This window comes from Telluria sp. ZT3P25 (genome assembly GCF_059685895.1).
On the sequence record NZ_JCASIJ010000001.1, the window covers coordinates 1637231 to 1661136 of the forward strand.

Here is a 23906-nt window from a genome sequence, read left to right on the forward strand (position 1 = left end):
ACAAATTTATCCAACAGCAGTATTGACCGCGCGGGGGTGGCCAGCATGAAAGTTTCGGAAATCCTGCAAGTGAAGGGCAATATCCTATACACCGTGACGCCCGACCAGCCCCTGGTCGAGGCCGTAACCACGATGTCCGAGAACGATATCGGTTCGCTCGTCGTGATGGAATACGGCGACCTGGTGGGCATGCTGACGTTCCGCGAAGTGCTCAAAACGCTGCACGCCAATGGCGGCGCGGTGGGCGCCGGCACGGTGCGTCGTCACATGGACGACAGCCCGATCACCGTCACGCCGGAAACCGAAGTCAACGAGGTACGCCGCATCATGCTCGAGAAGCATGCGCGTTACCTGCCGGTGATGGATGCACGCACACTGCTGGGCGTGATTTCGTTCTATGACGTCGCGCGCGCAGTGCTCGAAGCACAGAGTTTTGAAAACCGCATGCTCAAGGCCTATATCCGCGACTGGCCAGCCGAGCAGAACGCCCCGGACTGACCCTGTCGCCGGTCACGCTGCCTGCGTGACCGGTTCGCCTGCCAGCCAGACCAGCAGCGCCTCGGGCGACAAGGGCCGCGAATACAGGAAGCCCTGGGCCAGCGGACATCCGAGCTGGCGCAGGATCTGCGCCTGGCGCTCGTCTTCCACCCCTTCTGCAATCACCGACAGGCCCAGATTGCGGCCCAGTTGCACCACCATCTGCGCGATGCTGCTGCCGCGCGCCGAACCGGTTATTTCCGTGACGAACGTGCGGTCGATCTTGAGCCGGTCGACCTGCAACCGCTGCAGATGCGACAGTGATGAAAAACCGGTGCCGAAATCGTCGATCGCGATCGACACGCCGGTGCGCTTGACGTGCGCCAGCTTTTCGACGAGCACGGCCGGCTCTTCCATCGCCATCGATTCCGTGATTTCCAGCTCGATAAATTCGGGCGGCGCGCCCGTATCGTCAAGCGCGCGGCGCAGCATGTCGAGAAAGTGCGGGTGCCGCAGCTGCACTTGCGAAACATTGACCGACATCGTGAACGCCGTGTGACCGGCGGCGCGCAGGCGCAGCAATTCCATGCAGGCCTGGCGCAGCACCCATTCGCCGATCTCGACGATCAGGCCCGAGTATTCGGCAATCGGGATGAAGCGGTCGGGCGATACCAGCTGGCCGTCCTGCTGGCGCCAGCGGAGCAGCGCCTCGGCGCCAAAGGCGCGGTTGGTGCCCAGGTCGATCTGCGGCTGGTAGGCCAGGAACAGTTCGCCGTTCCGGAAGCCGCTGCGCAGCGCATGCATCATGCGCACGCGCTCGCGGATCTCGACGCCCATGCCGCGCGAAAAATAACAGTGGCCGGCGCGCTGCTGCAGCTTGGCGCGCTTGAGCGCGATGTCGGCATCCTTGAGCGCATCGGCGCCGCTGCCGTCGTGTTCGGCCAGGCGCACCAGGCCCAGCGTCGACGACACCTGCACGTCCTGACCATCGATGTGGAACGCTTCGAGAAACAGTGCCTGTAGCAGGGCTGGCTGGACCAGGTGGGCATTGCCCAGTACGCAAAAGATGTCGCCGCCGATGCGTCCGATGCTGAGAGCAGGTGCGAGACCGGGCGCCAGGCGCGTGCACAGGCGCTGCGCGACGGCAGCCAGCAGCAGGTCGCCGAAGCGGTGGCCGAGGGCATCGTTGGTTTCGGCGAAGTGGTCGATATCGACCAGTGCCAGCACGGCGTCGTCAGCGTGGTCGGGGCCGGAGCCTGAGCCTGCCACCAGCTTGGCGTCGATCAGTTCGACCATGCGCGTGCGGTTGGGCAGGCCCGTCAGCGGATCGTGGAAGGCCGACTTGTGCAGGTCGGTGACCAGTTCGCAATTGTCCAGGCTGACGGCCACCATGCCGCAAAAGACTTTCAGCAGGCGGATCTCGACGTCGCTGATCGTGCGCCCGAGCGGTATGCAGGCGACAAAATCGCGCCCCGCCTTGCCAGGAAAGAACAACGCCAGGACACCGTCCTCGGCCGTGCAGGCGCGCCGCGCCAGTGTGCGTCCGGCAGCCTGCGCGAGCCGGGTCACGTGCGGATCGTCGTACTGCGCATCGAGCTCGCAGCCTTCCAGGTCGCGGCTGGCGCCACAGGCGGCCACCACGCCCAGCGGGCCGAAGGCGCTGGCGCCGGTGCCGTCGCCGAATTCACGGGTGCACAGCACGCCGTCGGCCGGCTGTCCGATCAACTTGCCGGCCTGGCTCAGGATGCCATATGCCACATCGCGCACGCCGTGCAGTGCCATCAGCTGCGCGCAGGCGGCAACGATGCATTCCATGCCGATCCGGTTCGCTTCGAGCGCACACAGCTGCTCGTAGGAGCGGATCGCTGCGGCCACTGCCGTGTAGAGCTTGGTCCGCGTGAGTTCCGACTTGGTGCGGTAATCATTGATGTCATAGCCGCGGATCGCCTCCATCTCGGGGGCGTAACCGGGCTGGCCGGTGCGCAGGATGATGCGCACGTCATGCAGGCCCAGTTCGTCGCGGATGCGGCGCACCAACTGCAGGCCGGCATCCGCCCGTTCCATCACGACGTCCAGCAGGATCACGGCGATATCGCGTTCCCGGCCGAGCACGGCGAAGGCCTCGGTGGCCGAGTAGGCATGCAGGAAGGCCAGCGGACGACCCTGCATCTCGACGTTGCCGAGTGCAAAGAGTGTTGTCGAATGTACGTCTGCATCGTCGTCGACCACCAGGATCCGCCATGGCGAAAGCGTAGCGACGGGGACGACGACGACTTCGTCGGCGAAGACGAGATCATCCATCGTGTGATCATCCTGCGGTGGTCCGGACGGCGGCGTCAAAGCTGGCATGTGCTACGTCTCCAGGGATGCTTGGCATGTGTACGTCCAGTATATAGGCATTTGTAATTTGGAAAGGAAGTAGCCGGTTGCTCACGGAGGAATACGAACTGCCAGTAACTTGCTAAATATATCCTGTTGGCAACATTTTGGCGAGGGCCATGTGCAGATTATGCGTTTCTGCTAATTGGATCGCCTGTTAAAATGCCAGTTCGATCAAACTGTACCCCCTTCCTATCCATGTCCGGCAATACATTTGGCAAGCTGTTTTCCGTCACCACCTTCGGCGAGTCGCACGGCCCTGCAATCGGTTGCGTCATTGATGGCTGCCCACCCGGCATGGCGCTGACCGAAGCCGATATCCAGCTGGACCTCGATCGCCGCAAGCCCGGCACGTCGCGCCACGTCACGCAGCGCCAGGAAGCCGACCGGGTCGAGATCCTGTCCGGCGTCTACCAGGGCGTCACGACCGGCACCCCGATCGCGCTGTTGATTCGCAACGAAGACCAGCGCAGCAAGGATTACGGCAATATCGCCGAGAGCTTCCGTCCCGGCCATGCCGACTACACCTACTGGCACAAGTATGGCGTGCGCGATCCGCGCGGCGGCGGCCGTTCATCGGCGCGCCTGACCGCGCCCGTGGTGGGCGCCGGCGCCGTCGCCAAGAAATGGCTGCGCGAACAATATGGCACCGAGTTCCTGGGCTGCATGCGTGAACTGGGTGATATTGCCGTGCCGTTCGAAGGCTGGGAACACGTGCATGCCAACCCGTTCTTTGCCGCGACGGGCGATGCTGCGCTGCTGCAGCGCATGGAAGACGCGATGGACCAGCTGCGCCGCGACGGCGATTCGATCGGTGCACGCATCGACGTCGTCGCGCGCGGCGTACCGGTGGGCTGGGGCCAGCCGATCTACGACAAGCTCGACGCCGACATCGCCTACGCGATGATGGGCATCAATGCCGTGAAGGGCGTCGAGATCGGCGCCGGCTTCGCCTCGGTGGCGCAGCGCGGTTCGGTCCATGGCGACGAGCTGACGCAAGAAGGTTTCGTCGGCAACCACGCCGGCGGTGTCCTGGGTGGCATCTCGACAGGCCAGGACATCACGGTGTCGCTGGCAATCAAGCCAACGTCATCGATCCGCGTCCCGCGCCGCTCGATCGACAAGGAAGGCAATCCGGCGCTGGTGGAAACTTTCGGTCGCCACGATCCGTGCGTGGGCATTCGCGCGACGCCGATTGCCGAAGCGATGCTGGCGCTGGTGCTGATCGACCATGCGCTGATGCACCGCGCGCAGTGTGGCGACGTCCGGGTCGCCACGCCCCGGCTGACCTGAGCGTCAGCGGCTGGGGTTGCCAAGACCGCCCGTTCAGACGCGGGTTGCGATCGCTTCCATCTGGTGGCGCCGCTCGACGGTGCGCACCACCAGCGCGCGCATGTCGTTGAGCAGGCCGAACTCGGTCTGGCTCAGGATCACCTGCGGGTAGGTGTCGTCCCAGTCGCCATAAATGAAGCCGGCCGGCTGGCCGTGCGCGCACAGCGGAATCACGACGAAGCAGCGGGCCTGCGACAGCGAAGCTTTCCACCAGTCCGGCAGCTTGGCCACGAACTTGGCGTCGTGCGCATTCTCGATGAAGATCACGCGGTCGCTCGCCAGCGCCGCGTGGAACACGTTCGCCTCGTAAGTATCGTCGAAGGTCAGGTCCGGCTGCAGCGTCCTGGCGTTGGCGCCCAGTGCCAGGCGCGCTGCGTAGCGTCCGTCGCGCCGGTTGCGCACGAACGCAAACGAGCGCGCAAACGACAGTCCCTCGTGCATGGTTTCCAGTGCCAGCGACATCATCTGGCCGGCAGTGGCGTTCGGGCCTGCCTCGCGCATGTCGGCCACGCCGCCCATCAGAATCTTGTTGCCGGCAATGCGGCTGCGCGTGGCCGCGGCCAGGCGCGCGCGTTTCTCGGCGGGTCTGGCCAGCGGTGCAATCGACAGATCGGCCGCGGCCTCAAGCCGGGCCTGCTCGATCGATGCCAGGATGCCGGCCGGTGAGATGCCCAGCATCGGCGCGAACTGCTCGGCGAGCTCGGCGACTTTGGCGGCGCCGGCGGCATCGTCGGCCCACAACGCATCGGCGGTGCGGGTGGACATCGTGCCCAGCGCCGCCAGCCAGTCGTCGTGCTCGAAGCCGTCGCCCCGTTCGCCCGGTTCGACACGGCGCATGCCGGCCACCAGGTTGCCCGGCAAACCCCAATGGGCGGCGGTGGCGCGGCCGAGGTCTTCGAGATGCAGGCCCAGCACGTCCTGGGCGGCAGCAGTGTCGTCGCCGCCTGCAGCTGCGGCCTGGATCAGGGTCCAGCGCTCGGGCATGTAGAACGTGATCATCATCCGGCCCAGCGAATGCAGGATCGAGCACACGACGGCTTCTTCCGGATTGCGCGCCTGCGCGCCGGCGGCCAGTTGCTGCGCTACCATCCCGGCCAGCACGGCTTTTTCCATCTCGATGTGGGCCACTTCGGTGTCCGGCGTGCTGCGGCCGAGCTCCTCGATGAGCTTCAGGCCCAGCGCCAGGTGGCCGATGCTGTCGGTGCCCAGCACCAGCACCGCCTTGGAGATCGTGTTGACGTGCTGGCCGAACGCCGCGTACATGCTGCTGTTGGCCAGGCGCAGGACCTTCTGGGTCAGCACCGGGTCGGACAGGACCGTCTGCGTCATCGAGAAATCGCGCTCGTCCTCGCCGCGCATCGACGCCAGGATGGCATTGATCGCCTTGGTAAAGCCGGGCATGTCGCCCTGGCGGCGGATGCGTTCCCACAGCAGGGCGAGGGTGGCTTGCGCTTTCGCCGAGCGCGCGGCGGTGTTGGGTAAGGTCATGGTGTGCCTGTCCGGGTGTCGGCCGGCAGAAGAGCGGTGTAGAGGTTTTCGTTGAGTGCCGTGACGGCCACATTGGCGGGCATTGGCTTACCCGTCAGGTAGCCCTGGATGTAGTGGCAACCCTGTCCGTCCAGCCAGACCAACTGGTCTTCGGTTTCGACGCCCTCGGCCACGACCGCCAGGCTCAGGTGCCTGGCCAGGTCGAGCACCACCCGGCAGATCGCGGCGTCCTTCTGCGAGCCGGGCAGGTCCTTGACGAATGCGCGGTCGATCTTGAGTACCGAAATCGGGAACCGCTTCAGATACGCCAGCGACGAGTAGCCGGTGCCGAAATCGTCGATCGCGATGCGCACATTGCGTTCGACCATTTTCGCCATGACCGCTTCGGCATGCACCGGATCGACCATCAGCGTGCCCTCGGTGATTTCCAGCACCAACTGGTGGCCTTGCGCGCCCGACAGCGTGAGCGCCTCGTCGAGCACGGTCAGGAAGCGGTCGCTGCGGAACTGGCGCGGGCTGATATTGACCGAGATGTAGAGTTCGCGGCCGGCGACTTCCTGGAACTGACGGATCTGCATGCAGGCTGCCTTCAGTGCCCACGCGCCCAGCAGATTAATCAGGCCATTGTTTTCTGCAATGGGGATGAAGCGGACCGGCGGCACCATGCCGAGGGTCGGGTGTTTCCAGCGCATCAGGGTTTCGAAGCCTTCGATAACGCGCGTGCGGGCGTCGACGATCGGCTGGTAGTAGAGCAGGAATTCGCCTTCGCGCACGGCCTTGAACATGGCCGCCTCGAGCGAGATATCGTGTTCGGACGGGCCCTGGTCGGCCGGGCTGTAGACAACGGTGCGGCCCTTGCCGGTTTCCTTGGCACGCGACAACGCGGCGTCGGCCAGCGTTACCAGGCGCACCTCGTCTTCGGCGTGGTCCGGGTAGATCGTCACGCCAATCGATGCGCCAAGGTAGATCGTGTGGCCGCCCGTCTCGAAGGGCGACTGCAGCGTGGCCATCAGGCGCCCGGTGACGAGCTTGATCTGGGCCTCGCTGAACGTGCCCGGCAGCACGGCGACAAATTCATCGCCGCCAACGCGCGCCAGCGTGTCGCTGTCGCGCAAGACCCGGCGCAGGCGGCTGGCTGCCATCTGGAGCACGGCGTCGCCCAGCGGATGGCCCAGGCCATCGTTGACTTTCTTGAACCCGTCCAGGCCGATTGCCACGACCGAAAACCCCTGGCCCGAGCGGCGTGCGTTCGAGATCACCATGCGGATGCGGTCGGCCAGCAGCAGGCGGTTCGGCAATTCGGTCAGCGCGTCGTGGGTCGCCATGTGGCGCAGCCGCTCTTCGGTTGCATGCTGCGTCGACATGTCGCGCCCGATCACGAGGATCTGCGCATCGTCGCCCGTCGTCAGCCGGGCAATGCGCAATTCGAACCAGATATCCTGCTCGCCAATGCGAAAGCGCGCCTGGACCAGGGCCGCTTCGTGCGCGCTGGCCGCGCCGTTCAGTGCGTGGCGCAGGGCCGCCTGGTCGACGTCGTGCACGAGCGAGACCAGCGAACAGCCGGGCGCGTACCCGTGAAAGCGCTGGGCGCGCGTGCCCGCAGCCCGGATCGTCCCGCTCGCGGCCACCCGGAACACGGCATCGCCCGCACTTTCCAGAAGACCGTCGAGCAGGCTCGCCTGCGGCAGGTGCGCTGGCGGCGAATGGGGGGCGTCGCAGGAAGGGAGGTGCATGGTCGGTCAGGGCTCTCGTTTCGCGGCATGTCGATACATGCCGATGTCATCTCGTTATCCGTGCCGGGCGAACAAACCAGGGACGAGTCTATCACTGAAAAATTCCGTACTGCATCAGAATGAACAACGTACGGTGCGTTCGCATCCACGCATGACGGACAGCGTGTGTACGCCGGGTCATCTACGTATTGTCGCTGATTATTGCTGAGTAGAAAATGTCTGTCCGTTAATTAAGTGCCTTAATGCAACGACATTTGCGCGGTCATGACACATTCATGTGCTGCGCTTACCGACGCTGATGGTTCTGGATGCATGACGGGTAACAAGGTGCAAGGGCAGGCGGGCGACCGGATTACACCTGTCGGCACCACCGGCACACAATTTTTTCGGCCTGAGCCGGGACAAACGACGTTGTGCCTGTGATAATGCTGGCTCTCAAGCTTTATTGACTCTGTCGAGCCCGCCATGAACCAAGATCCGCGCTTCCCGAACCTCTTCATCCTGAATCACCCGCTGATCCTGCACAAGCTGTCGCACATGCGCGAGCACGACACGTCAACGCGCACGTTCCGCGAGTTGCTGCGCGAGATCACGCTGCTGATGGGCTACGAAATCACGCGCGACCTGCCACTGACGACACGCCAGATCCGCACGCCGCTGGTGACGATCGATGCCCCGGTGATCGCTGGCAAGAAACTGGCTGTGGTGCCGATCCTGCGCGCCGGCATCGGCATGAGCGACGGCTTGCTGGAACTGGTGCCATCGGCGCGCGTCGGGCATATCGGTGTGTTCCGCGATCCCAAGACGCATGAACCGGTCGAGTACATGGTCCGCTTGCCGGACACGACCGATCGCACCTTCATCCTGTGCGACCCGATGGTCGCCACGGGCAACTCGGCAGTGCACGCGATCGACGTCCTCAAGAAACGTGGCGTGCAGGACGAGCAGATCCTGTTCCTGGCGCTGGTGGCGGCGCCGGAAGGCATCCAGGTGGTGCAGGATGCCCACCCGAACGTCAAGGTCTATGTCGCGTCGCTGGACTCGCACCTGGATGAGCATGCCTACATCATCCCGGGCCTGGGCGATGCGGGCGACCGTATCTTTGGCACCAAATAAGGCCGCCATGACCATGACGCAGCCGGCTGACCAGCAATTCTTTGCCCGCCTGGCCGAACTGAATGACAAGTTCGCAGCGCGCTTGCCATCCACGTTCGGGCGCCTGACGGCGTTGTCGCAAGAGCTCGCATCGGCCGGCGCGCCCGGGTTCGACCCGGCCGGACCGGCGGCTGAACTGCAGGCGATGCTCCACACGCTGGCAGGCTCGGCCGCGACCTTCGGGTTCCGGGGCCTGGGGCATCACGCGCGCCTGCTCGAACAACGGTTGCGCGTGCTGCGCGCGTTCGAGAGCGTCGGCGCCAGCGATTGGCAGGCATGGCGCGCCGAGCTCGACGAGTACATTGCTGCCGCACTGCGCGATCCCAAAGCACTGACCTGAACCAGCCGCCACGCAAGTGGTGCGCACAATTGTCGAGCAGACCGGAATTTGATCAAGCGCAAACAAATCAACGGTCCTTGCCTCTATTCTTTGCTGCATACCGAATTAAAAAATTGCGCCGGCGCGTTTATTGACAGCAGGAATCGTGGGGCTACTTACGTATTTTGTTGAACGAATAGGGCATGCGCGAGAAATATTCGGTATAATGTGGGATCGTTGGGTTCGAGGTAGTAGTGCAGTCTGTCTGTCATTTCTTTCTTGCTTCTTCAAACGATCTAAAACGGGCGTAAGCCCAACTAACCGAAATAGGAAATTGTAATGGCAACTGGCATCGTTAAATGGTTCAATGACTCGAAGGGCTTCGGCTTCATCACCCCTGATGAAGGCGGCGAAGATCTGTTCGCGCACTTCTCGGCTATCCAGAGCAACGGCTTCAAGTCGCTGCAGGAAAACCAGCGCGTTTCGTTCGACGTGACCACCGGCCCTAAGGGCAAGCAAGCCTCGAACATCCAGCCTCTGTAATCGCCTAACAGGCGTTGCGAGACCAAAATCCCCGGAACTGCCGGGGATTTTTTTTCGTCTGTCGCTTCCAGATTCTGGTCTGGTCTGCCTCTTTAGCGTTGCCGCCAGTAGTCGGGCGCTGCGTAGCTGCGGCGCAAGAAGTCGACAAAGGCGCGGATCCGCAGCGGCAGATGGCGGCGCTGCGCAAACACGGCGTGGATATCGTTGCCGGGCGCGGCGAAGTCGTCCAGCACCGTGCACAGTTCGCCACTGGCGATCTGCTCGCCCACCTCCCACATCGAACGCCACGCCAGGCCCTTGCCGGCCAGCGCCCAGGCATGCAGCACGGCGCCGTCGTTGCACACCATATTCCCGCTGACCTTCAGCGTGACCGGCTTGCCATTCTCGAGGAAGGTCCAGCCGCGCTGGCTGCCTTCGCTGCTCATCGCCAGACAATTGTGGCGCGCCAGGTCGCCAGGTACACGGGGCGTGCCATGGCGCTTCAGATAAGCGGGCGCGGCAACCAGCACGCGGCCGTTGTCGGCCAGCTTGACGCCCACCAGATTCGAGTCCCCGAGGCGGGCGATCCGGATCGCCACATCAACGCCATCGCCGACCAGGTCGATGACGCGGTCATTCAGGTTCAGGTTGGCCGTCACGTCGCGGTGCTCGGCCAGGAACGACGGCAGCAGCGGTGCCACGTGCTGGCGGCCGAAGCCGGCCGGCGCCGAGATCGTCAAGTGGCCCGATGCATGGCCGCTGCGTTCCGAGACCGCCGCTTCGGCTTCGCCCAGGTCACCCAGAATGCGCTGGCAATCCTCGAGAAACGCCATGCCTTCGTCAGTCAGCACGAGCTTGCGCGTCGTCCGGCGCAGCAGCTTGACGCCCAGGCGCGCTTCGAGCGCATCGAGCCGGCGCCCGATCATGGCTGGTGCGATGCCCTCGGCGCGCGCCGCGCCCGACAGGCTGCCGCGCGCGACGACCTCGACAAAGGTGGTCATCTGGGTGAACTTGCTCATGCAAACGGTCCTGTTGTCTGCGTTGATTTAATACAAAAACACACAGATGAAGTGAGTAATTGTCTCGTTTAGCGTTACTGAGGTGAATATACTGGAAGCCAACTTGAACGCCAAGCAGGGCAAGCCCGGTCCGGCGTCGCACGCGATTTTCATTCATCTTCAGGAGTCGATATGTCCCTCAGCATCCCCCAAGGCATGGAAATTACCGGCACCATCCAGCCGGCGTACGAACAGATCCTGACCCCGGAGGCGCTGGCGCTGGTCGCCACGCTCACGCGTGCCTTCGAGCCGCGTCGCCAGACATTACTGGCTGCACGGGCCGAGCGGGCAGGGCGCCTGGACGCCGGCGAGCGCCCGGATTTCTTGCCCGAGACCGCCGCGATCCGCGACGGCGACTGGCGCATCGCCCCGATTCCCGCCGCGCTGCACTGCCGCCGCGTCGAGATCACCGGGCCGGTCGAGCGCAAGATGATCATCAACGCCCTGAACTCGGGCGCCGACAGCTACATGACCGACTTCGAGGATTCGAACACGCCCAACTGGGATAACCAGATCAGTGGCCAGATCAATCTGTTCGATGCGATCCGCAAAACCATTTCGCTCGAGCAGAATGGCAAGTCGTACCGCCTGAACGACAAGGTGGCCACGCTGCTGGTACGTCCGCGCGGCTGGCATCTCGATGAAAAACACGTGCTGGTCGACGGCAAGCGCGTCTCCGGCGGCATCTTCGACTTCGCACTGTTCATGTTCCATAACGCGAAAGAGCTGCTGGCACGGGGCGCCGGCCCGTATTTCTACCTGCCGAAACTCGAGTCGCACCTGGAAGCGCGCCTGTGGAACGACATCTTCGTGATGACGCAGGACCTGCTCGGCATCCCGCAAGGCACGATCAAGGCGACGGTGCTCATCGAAACCATCCTGGCCGCCTTCGAGATGGATGAAATCCTGTACGAGCTGCGCGAGCATAGCGCCGGCCTGAACGCGGGCCGCTGGGATTACATTTTCTCGTGCATCAAGAAGTTCAAGCGCGACAGCGATTTCTGCCTGGCCGACCGCGCGAAAGTGACGATGACGGCGCCATTCATGCGCGCCTACGCGCTGCTGCTGCTCAAGACCTGCCATGCACGCGGTGCGCCGGCCATCGGCGGCATGGCTGCGCTGATCCCGATCAAGAACGATCCGGAGAAAAACGAGGTCGCGATGGGTGGTGTGCGCAACGACAAGGCGCGCGATGCGACCGATGGCTATGACGGCGGCTGGGTTGCGCATCCGGGGCTGGTGGGCCTGGCGATGGAAGAATTCACGAAAGTGCTGGGCGAGCGCCCGAACCAGTTCGACAAGGGGCGGCCCGACGTTGTCGTGACAGCTGCGCAACTGCTCGACTTTAAGCCGGAAGCACCGATCACCGAAGCCGGCCTGCGCTACAACATCAATGTCGGCATCCACTACCTGGGCGCCTGGCTGGCTGGCAATGGCTGCGTGCCGATCCACAACCTGATGGAGGATGCCGCGACGGCCGAGATCAGCCGCTCGCAGGTGTGGCAATGGATCCGGTCCGCCAAGGGCGTGCTGGAAGATGGCCGCAAGGTGACAGCCGACATGGTGCGCGCGATGATTCCCGAAGAACTGGACAAGGTCAAACTGGTGGCGGCCGATGGCACGCACGCCAGCTACGAGCGCGCCGCCGTCATCTTCGAGCAGATGTCGACGGCGGAAGAGTTTGCTGAATTCTTGACCTTGCCGCTGTACGAGGAAATCTGACCCCGCGTCAGAACGTATTCTTCCACGCCCGCAGCGCCGTGAACACCTCGAGCGGCGTTGCGCCTTCCGCAACACGGCCGGCAGCGACGAGGCTGTGTACAATCGGCGCTGTCGTTACCCGCAGGAACGGGTTGGTGGCTTTTTCCAGCGCGATCGTCGACGGAATGGTCGGCTGACCAGCAGCGCGGCTGGCCCCATCGACGTCCACGCGCGCGGCCAGCGCCGCATTGCCTCCATCGACGGCCTGCGCGAACGCCAGGTTCGACAGCGTGTATTCGTGCGCGCAGTACACCAGCGTCTCGTCGGGCAGCGCCGCCAGTTGTGTCAGTGACGCGTGCATCTGCGCCGGCGTACCTTCGAACAGGCGTCCGCAGCCGGCGCCAAACAGCGTGTCGCCACAGAACAGCCAGGGCGCGTGATCGTCGGGCCGCACATCGTCGCGCCGCACATAGGCAATGTGCCCCAGCGTATGGCCCGGCACGTCCAGCACGTCGAGCGTCATATCGATGCCCGGCACGGTGATGCGGTCACCCTTCACCAATGGGTCGGTGACAAGATCAATGCCATCGTTCTTCGGGCCGAACACCGGTACATCCCATTCGGTGAGCAGGGCCGGCACGCCACCGATATGGTCAGCATGGTGATGGGTGAGTAGAATGGCGGTCAGGCGCAGGTCGTGCGCGGCCAGCGCCGCGCGCACCGGTGCTGCGTCGCCCGGATCGACGACGGCCGCATGCGTGCCGTCGTGAACCAGCCAGAGGTAATTGTCTTTGAAGGCCGGCACTGTCAGTACCGACAGCGCCGGCTGCCGTGGAGGTCTCATGGTCATGTGTATGGTCAAGAGGTGGCATGGATAGCGCTGCCGAGAAATCCATTATAGCGCTCGACAACTGGCTCCAATCGCCAGCCGGCGCGTACGTGCGCGCGTTCGAGCAAGCCTGCCTGGAAGAGCTGACGGCGGATATTTTCGGCTACAACGCGCTGCAGATCGGCGTGCCGCAGCTCGATGCGCTGGCCGCCAGCCGCATGCCCAACCGCTGGCAGGTTGCCACGCGCACGTCGAATGCCGACGAACTCGCATTCGCTTCAAGCGGCCGCCAGATCGCGGCCGCGGCCGACTTTACCGAGCTGCCGTTTGCGTCGAGCAGCGTCGACCTCGTGGTGCTGCCGCACGTGCTCGAGTTCACGGCAGAACCGCACCAGGTCCTGCGCGAAGTCGAGCGCATCCTGATTCCGGAAGGGCAGGTGATCATCTGCGGCTTCAATCCGGCCAGCCTGTGGGGCATGCGCCAGGGGCTCGGACGGGTCACGCGCAATGGCTACCTGCCGGACACGGGCGAATTCATTTCTATGCCGCGCCTGAAAGACTGGCTAAAATTGCTCAATCTGAGCGCCACGCGCAGCCACTTCGGCTGTTACGCGCCCCCATGCCGCACCGCCCATTGGCTCAGCCGTTTTGCGATGATGGAAGCGGCCGGCGGACGCTGGTGGCCCTACCTTGGTGCGGTCTACGTGGTGCATGCGATCAAGCGCGTCAAGGGCATGCACCTGATCGGCCCCGCATGGAACAAGAAAACGAGCAAGCGGCCGGCGGCAGTGCCGGCGGCGAACCGCATAGAACGAATAGAAAGTGATTAGCAGGGCATGAGCGAACCAACGAGTACAGCAATGAGTGAAGTCAAGAACGACGTCAACCCGACCCGGGTCGAGATTTTCAGCGACGGCGCCTGCAAGGGCAATCCGGGTACCGGCGGCTGGGGCGCGCTGCTGGTGTCGAACGGGCATGAAAAGGAAATCTTCGGCGGCGAGCCGAATACCACCAACAACCGCATGGAATTGCGCGCCGTGATCGAGGCGCTGGGTGTGCTGAACCGGCCATGCGAAGTCGTGCTGCACACCGATAGCCAGTACGTCCAGAAAGGGATCTCCGAATGGATTCATGGCTGGAAGGCGCGCGGCTGGAAAACGGCGGCGAAAGAGCCCGTCAAGAACGAAGACCTGTGGAAGGCGCTCGACCTGGCCCAGCAGCAGCACGCCGTCGAATGGCGCTGGGTGCGCGGCCACAATGGCCACCCGGGTAACGAGCGGGCCGACGTGCTGGCCAACAAGGGCGCCGCGTCGGTACGGCGGTGATCGGTCCCGCGATCCTCGCTGCACACCGCGCCACCGCAGTTGTTATACTGCGCCCGCACCCACTTTGAAGAATTGCACCATGCGTCAGATCGTTCTCGATACCGAAACCACAGGCCTGAACCCCCGCACCGGCGACCGCGTCATCGAGGTCGGCTGCGTTGAAATCTTCAATCGCAAGCTGACCGGCAACAACTACCACTGCTACATCAATCCCGAACGCGAATCGGATGAGGGCGCGCTGGCCGTGCACGGCCTGACCACCGAGTTCCTCAGCGACAAACCGAAGTTCCACGAGATTGCGCACGAATTGCGCGACTTCATCCAGGGCGCGCAGGTCATCATCCATAACGCGCCGTTCGATCTGGGTTTTTTGAACGCTGAATTTACGCGCATGGGCCTGCCGCCATTCGTCCAGTATTGCGATGGCGTCATCGATACGCTGGTACAGGCGAAAGAGCTGCACCCTGGCAAGCGCAATTCGCTGGACGCACTGTGTGACCGCTACGATATCTCGAATGCGCACCGCAAACTGCACGGCGCGCTGCTCGACTCGGAGCTGCTGGCCGATGTGTATCTGGCGATGACGCGTGGCCAGAATTCGCTGACGATGGACGTGGAAGAAGAAACCACGCACGACGGCGAGGCGCTCGAGATCGTGCCGCTGGGCGACATCATCGTCGTGGCAGCCGCCAGCGATGAACTGGCCGAGCACGATGCGGTGCTGGCCGGCCTGGACAAAAGCGTCAAAGGTAGCTGTGTCTGGCGCACGTATGCTGCTTAATTGCCGGGTACAGGGGTGACGCCGGAATAATTCTGTGCCATAATATGCCTCGCTTCGGGAGGTTAGCTCAGGGGTAGAGCACTGCATTCACACTGCAGGGGTCGCAAGTTCGAAACTTGCACTTCCCACCAAGAATTTTCAAGGCCAGCAGACATGCTGGCCTTGTTCGTTTACGCGCGCGGCATCGAGCACATGCAGGCAACGCAGTACGGGTTTCATCCGCCGATTGCCATTTGGCATAATTTATCGGCTGTGGCATAATACGGCCTCGCTGGGAGGTTAGCTCAGGGGTAGAGCACTGCATTCACACTGCAGGGGTCGCAAGTTCGAAACTTGCACTTCCCACCAACGAATATGGTTGTCCGATCAAGGCCTGCACGTCACCGTGCAGGCCTTTTTTGCGTCCTGGGCCTCAGGATGTGAACCAGATTGACCTTCGGTCGAGCATCTGGCATGACTAATTGTCATAAAAAACAATGGTTTATAGGGTGACACGCGCCCGGAATTCAACCGCGCCGCGCGCCAGGCCCTGTACACTTGGCGGACAACCACACGGGCATGGGCGCGATGACAGCGCGCGTGCCGGCATTCGATACTCACAGCCAGCGAACTTTTTATGGTGAATGGCAATTACCACCCTTTCCTGGTCATCGTCTCGGTCCTGGTCGGCGTGCTGGCGTCGTACACGGCCCTGAGCCTGGTCACGCGCGTCAAGCAGACAAACGGGCGCGCACGCTATGCCTGGGTTGCCGGCGGGGCCCTGGCCATGGGCAGCGGCATCTGGGCGATGCACTTCATCGGGATGCAGGCATTCCGCCTCCCGCTGCCGATCGGCTACGACGCCATGAGCACCTTCGTCTCGTGGCTGTTGCCCGTGGTGTCGTCCGGTCTGGCGCTCTGGCAAGTACGGCACCGCACGGTCAAGCCGCGGCATCTTGCCGGCAGTGCACTGCTGATGGGGCTGGCGATCAACGCCATGCACTATACCGGCATGGCCAGCATGCAGATGCATCCTGCGATCACGTATATTCCGTGGCTGTTCGCGCTGTCGGTGCTCATCGCGATCAGCGTGTCGGCGCTGGCCCTGCAGATCGGCATGCGCATGCACGAAGCAGGGCGCCCGCGCTCCGGACTGCAGCTGGCGGCCAGCGTCGTCATGGGCAGCGCCATCGCCGGCATGCATTACACCGGCATGGCCGCGGCCCATTTCGCGCCGGGCAGCATCTGCCGCGCTGCGCTGGTAGGCGTCGATCAGGATTACCTGGCGGCGCTCGTCACGCTCGCCACGGTGTCGCTGTTGGGCATCACGCTGCTGGCCACGATTTTCGATGCGCGGCTTGCGGCGCGCAACGAGACCATCGCTGCCTCGCTCGTGGCCGCGGCCGAGCGTCAGAAGCTGTTCCTGATCGAGCAGCAGGCGCGGCTCGACGCCGAAAACGTCAGCCAGATGAAGGATGACTTCCTGGCCACGCTGTCGCATGAACTGCGCACGCCGCTCAACGCGATGCTTGGCTGGTCGCAATTGCTGCTGCAGGGCGGGCGCGACGAGGCCGCGCTCAGGCGCGGCCTGGGCACGATCGAACGCAATGCGCGCGCGCAGTCGGAACTGATTGAAGACATGCTCGACATGAGCCGTTTATTGGCCGGCAAGGTGCGGATCGACAGCGCACCGCTGCAGCCGCACGAGTTCATCGACGCGGCGCTCGACACGACGCGGCCGGTCGCCCTGGCACGCCAGGTGACACTGGTCAGCCAGCTCGACCCCGGTGCCGGGCGCATCCTCGGCGACAGTGGCCGCATGCAGCAAGTGCTGGTAAACCTGCTGTCCAATGCCATCAAGTTCAGCGAGCCGGGCGGCGTAGTGACCGTGACGCTGCGCGCCGTCGCGGGCGCCAGCGAAATCACCGTGCAGGATGCCGGCGCGGGCATCCCTGCCGCCTTCCTGCCGTTCGTGTTCGACCGTTTTCGTCAGGCCGATGCGTCGTCGACGCGGCGCCATGGGGGCCTTGGCCTGGGGCTGGCGATCGCGCGCCAGTTGATCGAGTTGCAGGGTGGCACACTGAGCGTGGCCAGCGAAGGCGAAGGCAAGGGCGCCGCGTTCACGCTGCGCATGCCGCTGGCAAGCAGCAGCGTTGCCGCGTCCGCCGACGCCCCTGCCGTCGCGGCGCCGGCGCAGGGATTGCCACTGACAGCGCTCGCGCTGCAAGGCCTGACCGTGCTGGTGATCGACGACGCGCTCGATTCGCTCGAGCTGGTGCAGGCCGTGCTGGCACCCAGCCAGGCCACGATCCTGACTGCCACCGGCGCGCAGGAAGCACTGCGCCTGATCGGGCTGCACCGGCCCGACCTGATCATCAGCGATATCGGCATGCCGGTCATCGATGGCTTCGAGTTCATCCGCAAGGTGCGCGCCTTGCCTGACCGCCTGATTGCCAGCGTGCCCATGATCGCGCTGACGGCGTTTTCGCGCAGGGAAGACGAGCAGAAGGTGCTGGCAGCGGGGTTCGACGAGTTCCTGGCCAAGCCGCTGGTACCAGCGGCGCTGCTGCAGACGGTGGCGGCAGTCAATGCGCGCCGCATGCCGGCGCCAGCCGTCTAGCTTCCCTAGGCTTCAGGCCGCCACACCCGGCAGCACCAGGTCGAGCTGCAGCGCCCCTTCCGGGCGCCGCAGGCCGGCCACGATGTACGCACGATTGCGACCCGCTTCCTTGCCCTTGTACATGGCGCGATCGGCCAGGGCGATGGCTTGTTGCCAGTCCATCGCCGGCGCGGGCGGCTCGTCCTCGCCCGGCGCGAACGGCAGCGCAACGGCGCCGGCCGTCGCGCTGATGGCCAGCCGGGTGCCGTCGGCCAGCAAAACAGGCGAACTGGCCAGCGCATCGAGGATGCGGCGCACCAGCAGTGGCCGCTGCGCATGCGTGACGCCCTGCGAATATACGAGGAATTCTTCACCACCCCAGCGCAGCACCATGTCCGACTCGCGCAGCGTTGCGCGCAGGCGCTTGCCCACTTCGACCAGCACGGCGTCGCCGGCCGAGTGGCCGTAGTCATCGTTGATGCGCTTGAAGTGGTCGATGTCGAGCAGCGTGAAACAATCGGCAGCGTCCGGTTGCGGCGCCGCCTCGCCGGTGCGGCTGCGCATGCGGTCCTGGAACGAGCGCCGGTTGTGCAATCCCGTAAGCGGGTCGTGCGCCGAATGGTGGGCCAGTTCGGCGTTCAATTCCGACAGACGCTGGCCGGTGCGCTCCGACTTGCGGTACAGCCAGAGCACGCCCGCGCACAGCAGCAGGGCCAGTGCGGCGCCCAGCGAGGCCACCGTCTGGATCAGCGTGCGGTGCCGCAGTTCGGCATCCTTTGCCGTATTTTCCAGGCGCAGGCTGTCGATCTGGGCGGCGCGCTCGCGCGACTTGAACTGTTCTTGCAGCGCCGAGACCGCCTTGTTGCGGTCATCCAGCGACAGTTGCTGCAGCACGGTTTCGCGTTCGCGCAGTGTGGCGAGCGCTTCCTTGAACCGCCCGGCGCGCTCCAGTGCAAGACTTTTCTCGGCCAGGATCCGCACGAGCGTGGACAGCGCGCCGGCGCGGCGCATGGCCACGCTGACCTCGTCGACCAGGCGCATGCCTTCCTGATAGCGGCGCTGGCCGAACAGCGCAAAGCCCAGGTTCGCGGTGGCCATGTGCAGGCTGATTTTGTCTTCGCTGCGCTGCGCTGGTATCAAGGCGGCGCGCGCGGCCCTTTCGGCGTCCGCGTAGCGACCCAGTTTGAGGTAGGCGTTGGCGATATTGCCCAGCGCATTGGCCTGGACCGATAGCAGTTGATGGGTTTGCGCCAGCGCCAGCGCCCGCTCGAATGCCACCAGCGCCGCTTCCGGCTGATCCTGCGCGACGAGCGCGCGGCCTTCGAAGAACGACGCCGTGGCGTCCAGCCGCGGTGGCAGGCGTGTCGTGCCGGCCCGGACCTCGCGCAGCGTCTCGAGCGCATGCGCGGGGTCGCGCGCATTGACGTACATGCGCGCCATCGCCAGCAGGATATCGGCCTTGCGCGGACTCCACAGGTCAGGATGGTTCTGCACCAGATCGAGCGCGCGCAGGAAGTACTGCAGGGCGCGGTCGTACTGGCCCACGGCGCTGAATGCGGCGCCCTGGAGCGCATCGAAGCCGCCCTTGAATTCGAGGCTGTCGAGATCGCGGTAGCGGCTGCCGAGCGTTTCCAGCAAGCCCAGCGCCGCGGCAGGATCGTTGTTTTCGATCAGGCGATACACGCGGCCCAGGCTGGCGACGGCCAGATTGCGCGGATCGTGCGCGGCCGTGGCCAGTTTGATGATCTGTTCATTGGTGTCATAGGCTGCGCGGAAATTGCCGCCATCGACATGCACCCGGCGCAGCAGGAACAGATAGCGAATCCGCACCGCGTAGGGCGCGCCGGCGATCAGCGTCGGGCCTTCCTGCACCAGGGTAGTGCGCCCCAGTGCATGATCCTGTTCGGCAATTGCGGCGATCTCGTCGAGGCGCGCTGCGGCATGCGGCGCGGCTGCTGCGTCTGGCATGACGCCGCCAAGCGCCAGCGTCAATGCCAGCGTACTGGCCACAGCCACGCGCCGTAAGCCATCGCTGCGTGAGGCAGGCGCGGCAAGCAGGGCGGTCAGGTGGCCTGGAGTAACAGTCATGGCGGGGAACGGCGGTGTGCGAACGGCGGGAGGCGGCCCATGCGAGATGGGATGGAATCTGCCACCCATTATCGAATGTTGTATTTGGGAAATCAAGAAAGGCCGGGCCGGGCGCGCTGTTTACGCAACGCTTGCCGAATTTGCCAGTGGGCACGTAAATTGCAGGAGTTTCGCCAGATTGCTTTGATTCGAGACAACATTCTGGTTATATTGGCACACCTGTAAAAAAGCCGAGAGGCGACAGGTACAGCAGCGGCGGTTTCAAGGTCAGGCAAGCCGGCCCACCAGGCAGGATCTCGGGAGTGCGCCCACCCACCAGGCGAGCGCAGTAATGACAAGACGCGGGACCACACCATTATTTGATTGGAGAACACGTAGTGAGTATTTTTAGAACCAAGAATCTGGACGCGATGATCGCCGCAAGCGCCAAGCCCGGCGGCCTCAAGAAAGTGCTCGGCCCGACCGACCTGATCCTGCTCGGTATCGGCGCCATCGTCGGCACCGGTATTTTCGTGCTGACCGGCACCGGCGCCGTCACGGCCGGCCCCGGCCTGTCGCTGTCGTTCGTCATCGCGGCAATGGCGTGCTGCTTTGCCGCGCTGTGCTACGCCGAATTCGCCTCGACCGTCCCGGTCGCCGGTTCCATCTATACCTACAGCTACGCTACGCTGGGCGAATTCGTCGCCTGGATGATCGGCTGGGACCTGCTGCTCGAATACGGCCTGGCGACCTCGACCGTTGCGGTCGGCTGGTCGGGTTATTTCCAGTCGCTGCTGTCGGGCTTTGGCCTCGTGCTGCCGGACGCGCTGACCGCCGCCCCGGGCGCGCGCCCGGGCGTCGAAACCCTGTTCAACCTGCCGGCCTTCCTGATCATGATGGCCATCACGTTCCTGTTGTCGCTCGGCATGCGCGAGTCGGCTCGTTTGAACAACGTGATGGTGATCATCAAGATCAGTGTCGTGCTGCTGTTCATCGCCGTCGGCGTGGGCCACGTCAAGCCGGAGAACTGGCAGCCGTACATGCCTTACGGCATGACGGGCGTGATGAGCGCCGCCGCACTGGTGTTCTTTGCCTTCATCGGCTTCGACGCCGTCACATCGGCCGCCGAAGAAGTCAAGAACCCGGCGCGCGATCTGCCAATCGGGATCATCGGTTCGCTGATCATCTGCACGATCCTGTACGTCGTGGTCGCTGCGATCATGACCGGCATCGTGCCGCACATGGACTTCAAGGGTGTCGACCATCCGGTGTCGCTGGCGCTGCAGGTGGCCGGTGAAGACTGGGTCGCCGGCTTCGTCGATCTGGCCGCGATCCTGGGCATGAGCACCGTGATGCTGGTGATGGCGTATGGCCAGACCCGTATCCTGTTTGCGATGTCGCGTGACGGCCTGATGCCGGCGCGCCTGTCGAAGGTGCACCCGAAATACGGCACGCCATTCTTCGCGACCTGGCTGGTGGGCATCATCTTCGGCTTGATCGCTGCCGTGGTGCCGCTGACCGTGCTGGCCGAGCTGGTCAATATCGGCACGCTGGCCGCCTTCACGCTGGTCTCGATCGCCGTGATCGTGCTGCGCAAGAAGCGTCCTGACCTGCCACGCGCGTTCCGCTGCCCGGCCGTGCCTTTGATCCCGATCCTGGCGATCATCTTCTGCCTGGTCCTGATGTCGTTCCTGAGCTGGCACACCTGGGTCGCGTTCGCGATCTGGCTGAGCATCGGCGCGATCGTGTACTTCGGCTATGCACGCAAGCACTCGCTGTTGAACAACACGCCGCAGTAAGACACGACAACAAGCTGTGTGTTTTGCGCCCCTGCCGGCACGGGGCTTCATGGTAGGCTCTCGTTGGCGACGCTGTCATGGCGTTATGTGAACGAATAGCAAAGGAAACAACCATGAGTGCCATCGTGCTGGGTGGGGGCGACGCCCTCCTGATCGTCGACCCGCAGGTCGACTTCCTCCCCGGCGGCAGCCTGGGCGTCCCGCAAGGTGACGCCGTGCTGGCCCCGATCAATCGCCTGATCGACCTGTACCGCACGCATGCGTTGCCGGTGTACGTCTCGCGCGACTGGCATCCTGCGCTGCACTGTTCGTTCGCTGGTCAAGGTGGCCCGTGGCCTGTGCACTGCGTGGCCGGCAGCGACGGCGCGCGCTTTGCGCCAGGCTTGCAGCTGGACGACGCCGTGGTCGTCTCCAAGGCAACCACGGTTGATGTCGACGCGTATTCGGCCTTCAATGGCACTGGCCTGGCAGACACGCTGCGTGAGCGTGGCATCCGGCGCCTGGTCGTGTGCGGACTGGCAACGGACTATTGCGTGCTCAATACGGTGCTTGACGCGCTGGCGGCAGGCTTTGATGTGTTGCTTGCCACTGAGGCGATACGCGCCGTCAACGTCAAGGCTGACGACGGTGATCGCGCGCTGCAGCAGATGCTCGAGCGTGGTGCAATGCCAGTACAACTGGCGGGCACCGGCCTCGTGGCAGACCTGGCGCTGGGGGCGGCAGCGTGATCGACTGGGTCGACGATTACGTCAATCGATAATATTTTTGTAATCCCTATCTTACAGGCTCACAGCGCGCCTACCGATTTTCTTGAAACCGTTCAGCACGGATAATGCGTCACCGTCCATAGAACGCATTTCAAGAGTCGAGACATGATCCCATTGCTGTTAGCCGACGCGCCAGGCGTCCAGAATGCTCCCCTGCCTACCGGGCAGGGCGCCAGGAATCTGTACTTCTCGCTGTATGCCGACCCGGCAGCGCAGCCTGATGTCGCCAAATCGTTCATCGACGACCAGATCGCGCTTGCGCGTGAGCTGCCGGTCGATTTGCCATCGAATATCAACGATCTGCAAGCATGGATCGAAGAGCGCACCGAAATCGTGGGGCAGGAATACCGCGATTATCTGGCTGCGCGCAAGAACGGCGCGCCGCGCCGGTATTTCAGCACGCGCGCCCATGCGCTTTATTTCATCAAGGGCGTGGCCCCGACCAAGCTGGTCGATGGTGCCTGGCTGTATGGCCTGGTGCGCCAGTGGGACGACGTCGCATTCCATCCGCTGATCAAGACCTACCTCGAAGAGCTCGGCGATGGTTTGCCGGACAAGAACCACGTCACGCTGTACCGCAAGCTGCTGGCCACGCACGGCTGCGACAACTGGGATGGTCTGAGCGACGACCATTTCCTGCAAGGTGCGCTGCAACTGGCGCTGGGTCACCACGCCGAGCATTACCTGCCTGAAATCATCGGCTATAACCTCGGTTACGAACAATTGCCGCTGCACCTGTTGATCACGTCCTACGAACTGAACGAACTGGGTATCGACCCGTACTACTTCACGCTGCACGTCACAGTCGACAATGCCGCCAGCGGTCATGCCCGCAAGGCGGTGCAATCGGTGCACGACCTGATGCCGCGCGTGGGTGACCGCGATGCCTTCTGGCAGCGCGTGGTCAATGGCTATCGTCTGAATGAGCTGGGCGCGAGCACGACGTCCGTGATCGGCGAGTTCGATCTGCAGGACGAGCTGGTCGACATCATGGCGGCCAAGAGTGTCGTCGGCAAAAACATGCACTCGGATTACTGCCGCGTGGCAGGCCGTTCGGTCAACGACTGGCTGACCGAGCCAGCGCAGATCCCGGCCTTCCTGGCAGCACTGGAAGAGGCTGGCTGGATCAAGCGTGGTGAGCAGGTCGAGCACAGCCGCTTCTGGCGCCTGGTCGAAGGCGAGCGCGCCGAGATGTTCGGCGTGTTCAGCGCCTACGAATTGCAGGTGGTGCGTGACTGGATCACCAGCAATCCGGATGGCGGACAAGCTGCAGGCCCGCGCGTGCTGACGGCGCGCGCACGCCAGCGTACGCTCGACCAGCACGGTCTGGGCACCGAGCGCGGGACCGCATTCCCGGTGCGCGGCCTGATCCGTCGCCATACCGGCGCGGATGCGCAGGACACGGGCAACGAACTGCGCGTGCTGGAGCAGCAGGTTGCTGCCAGCAGCGGCAAGCAGGAAGCCATGGCGCTGCTGGCGCGCCTGCTGTCGCCTGAAGTGCACCACACCACGGTGGGCCTGATGGCCACCCGGATGTATACGCAACTGTTCGACGCCTGAGGCGGACGAATCGTGCACAAAGCGGCCGGTACGCGT

The 23906-nt window shown here is 64.0% G+C and carries 19 protein-coding genes and 2 tRNA genes; 15 read left to right on the plus strand and 6 right to left on the minus strand.

All coding sequences use genetic code 11. From position 1 onward, the window contains the following. Window positions 1-45 precede the first annotated feature (45 nt). Window positions 46-498 (plus strand): CBS domain-containing protein, encoded by a 453-nt coding sequence (locus AC56LY_RS07445; RefSeq protein ID WP_183552023.1) that lies wholly within the window; start codon window positions 46-48, stop codon window positions 496-498. A 12-nt stretch (window positions 499-510) separates the two neighbouring features. Here AC56LY_RS07445 and AC56LY_RS07450 read toward each other — a convergent pair whose 3' ends face one another. Then, window positions 511-2826, minus strand: coding sequence for a GGDEF/EAL domain-containing response regulator (locus AC56LY_RS07450; protein WP_499577975.1), 2316 nt, complete (start codon window positions 2824-2826; stop codon window positions 511-513). A gap of 228 nt (window positions 2827-3054) precedes the next feature. Here AC56LY_RS07450 and aroC point away from each other — a divergent pair, with 228 nt between their 5' ends. After that, window positions 3055-4149 carry a chorismate synthase gene (gene aroC, locus AC56LY_RS07455; protein ID WP_499577976.1) on the plus strand — a complete coding sequence of 365 codons (1095 nt, stop codon included), beginning with the start codon at window positions 3055-3057 and terminating at the stop codon, window positions 4147-4149. A 33-nt stretch (window positions 4150-4182) separates the two neighbouring features. Here aroC and AC56LY_RS07460 read toward each other — a convergent pair whose 3' ends face one another. After that, window positions 4183-5676 carry an HDOD domain-containing protein gene (locus AC56LY_RS07460; RefSeq protein WP_499577978.1) on the minus strand — a complete coding sequence of 498 codons (1494 nt, stop codon included), beginning with the start codon at window positions 5674-5676 and terminating at the stop codon, window positions 4183-4185. Then, the gene (locus AC56LY_RS07465) at window positions 5673-7409 is read right to left on the minus strand and encodes a putative bifunctional diguanylate cyclase/phosphodiesterase (protein ID WP_499577979.1); all 1737 of its coding nucleotides are present in this window, start codon (window positions 7407-7409) and stop codon (window positions 5673-5675) included. Before AC56LY_RS07465 ends, AC56LY_RS07460 begins: the two co-directional genes overlap by 4 nt. 465 nt (window positions 7410-7874) lie before the next feature. On the opposite strand from AC56LY_RS07465, the gene upp reads away from it, so the two are divergent. The 3 genes from upp to AC56LY_RS07480 all read left to right on the plus strand — a co-directional run bounded on the left by upp (window position 7875) and on the right by AC56LY_RS07480 (window position 9426). After that, window positions 7875-8525 (plus strand): uracil phosphoribosyltransferase, encoded by a 651-nt coding sequence (gene upp, locus AC56LY_RS07470; RefSeq protein ID WP_482898636.1) that lies wholly within the window; start codon window positions 7875-7877, stop codon window positions 8523-8525. 7 nt (window positions 8526-8532) lie between these two features. Next, on the plus strand, window positions 8533-8904 hold the full coding sequence (locus tag AC56LY_RS07475; RefSeq protein WP_499577981.1) for an Hpt domain-containing protein: 372 nt from the start codon (window positions 8533-8535) through the stop codon (window positions 8902-8904). Window positions 8905-9222: 318 nt separating this feature from the next. Then, window positions 9223-9426, plus strand: a complete 204-nt coding sequence (locus AC56LY_RS07480; RefSeq protein WP_137176112.1) for a cold-shock protein — start codon at window positions 9223-9225, stop codon at window positions 9424-9426. A gap of 92 nt (window positions 9427-9518) precedes the next feature. On the opposite strand, the gene AC56LY_RS07485 is transcribed toward AC56LY_RS07480, so the two are convergent. Continuing rightward, complete coding sequence (locus AC56LY_RS07485) at window positions 9519-10424, minus strand: LysR family transcriptional regulator (protein ID WP_499577984.1); 906 nt, start codon at window positions 10422-10424, stop codon at window positions 9519-9521. A 171-nt stretch (window positions 10425-10595) separates the two neighbouring features. Between AC56LY_RS07485 and aceB the strand changes: the two genes are divergently transcribed. Beyond that, window positions 10596-12185 (plus strand): malate synthase A, encoded by a 1590-nt coding sequence (gene aceB / locus AC56LY_RS07490; RefSeq protein WP_499577986.1) that lies wholly within the window; start codon window positions 10596-10598, stop codon window positions 12183-12185. Window positions 12186-12192: 7 nt separating this feature from the next. Here aceB and gloB read toward each other — a convergent pair whose 3' ends face one another. Next, window positions 12193-13008 (minus strand): hydroxyacylglutathione hydrolase, encoded by an 816-nt coding sequence (gene gloB / locus AC56LY_RS07495; protein ID WP_499577988.1) that lies wholly within the window; start codon window positions 13006-13008, stop codon window positions 12193-12195. 26 nt (window positions 13009-13034) lie between these two features. On the opposite strand from gloB, the gene AC56LY_RS07500 reads away from it, so the two are divergent. The 6 genes from AC56LY_RS07500 (at window position 13035) to AC56LY_RS07525 (ending at window position 17698) form a co-directional block, all read left to right on the plus strand. Next, on the plus strand, window positions 13035-13823 hold the full coding sequence (locus tag AC56LY_RS07500) for a class I SAM-dependent methyltransferase (RefSeq protein WP_499577991.1): 789 nt from the start codon (window positions 13035-13037) through the stop codon (window positions 13821-13823). 30 nt (window positions 13824-13853) lie between these two features. Further along, window positions 13854-14318: a ribonuclease HI gene (gene rnhA, locus AC56LY_RS07505; protein ID WP_499577993.1), complete on the plus strand. Its 465-nt coding sequence runs from the start codon at window positions 13854-13856 to the stop codon at window positions 14316-14318. 79 nt (window positions 14319-14397) lie between these two features. Further along, window positions 14398-15099 (plus strand): DNA polymerase III subunit epsilon, encoded by a 702-nt coding sequence (gene dnaQ, locus AC56LY_RS07510; RefSeq protein WP_499577995.1) that lies wholly within the window; start codon window positions 14398-14400, stop codon window positions 15097-15099. A 56-nt stretch (window positions 15100-15155) separates the two neighbouring features. Beyond that, a tRNA-Val gene (locus AC56LY_RS07515) sits at window positions 15156-15230 on the plus strand. A gap of 142 nt (window positions 15231-15372) precedes the next feature. After that, a tRNA-Val gene (locus tag AC56LY_RS07520) sits at window positions 15373-15447 on the plus strand. 268 nt (window positions 15448-15715) lie between these two features. Continuing rightward, entirely contained in the window at window positions 15716-17698 is a 1983-nt protein-coding gene (locus tag AC56LY_RS07525) for an MHYT domain-containing protein (RefSeq protein ID WP_499577997.1), read from the plus strand. Window positions 17699-17710: 12 nt separating this feature from the next. On the opposite strand, the gene AC56LY_RS07530 is transcribed toward AC56LY_RS07525, so the two are convergent. After that, on the minus strand, window positions 17711-19765 hold the full coding sequence (locus tag AC56LY_RS07530; protein WP_499577999.1) for a GGDEF domain-containing protein: 2055 nt from the start codon (window positions 19763-19765) through the stop codon (window positions 17711-17713). 377 nt (window positions 19766-20142) lie between these two features. On the opposite strand from AC56LY_RS07530, the gene bcaP reads away from it, so the two are divergent. From bcaP to AC56LY_RS07545, 3 genes are all read left to right on the plus strand, one after another. Further along, entirely contained in the window at window positions 20143-21543 is a 1401-nt protein-coding gene (bcaP, locus tag AC56LY_RS07535) for a branched-chain amino acid transporter BcaP (protein ID WP_499578000.1), read from the plus strand. Between the two features lie 113 nt (window positions 21544-21656). Continuing rightward, on the plus strand, window positions 21657-22271 hold the full coding sequence (locus tag AC56LY_RS07540) for an isochorismatase family protein (protein WP_499578003.1): 615 nt from the start codon (window positions 21657-21659) through the stop codon (window positions 22269-22271). Window positions 22272-22415: 144 nt separating this feature from the next. Next, window positions 22416-23870 (plus strand): iron-containing redox enzyme family protein, encoded by a 1455-nt coding sequence (locus AC56LY_RS07545; protein ID WP_499578006.1) that lies wholly within the window; start codon window positions 22416-22418, stop codon window positions 23868-23870. The last annotated feature ends 36 nt before the right edge of the window (window positions 23871-23906 follow it).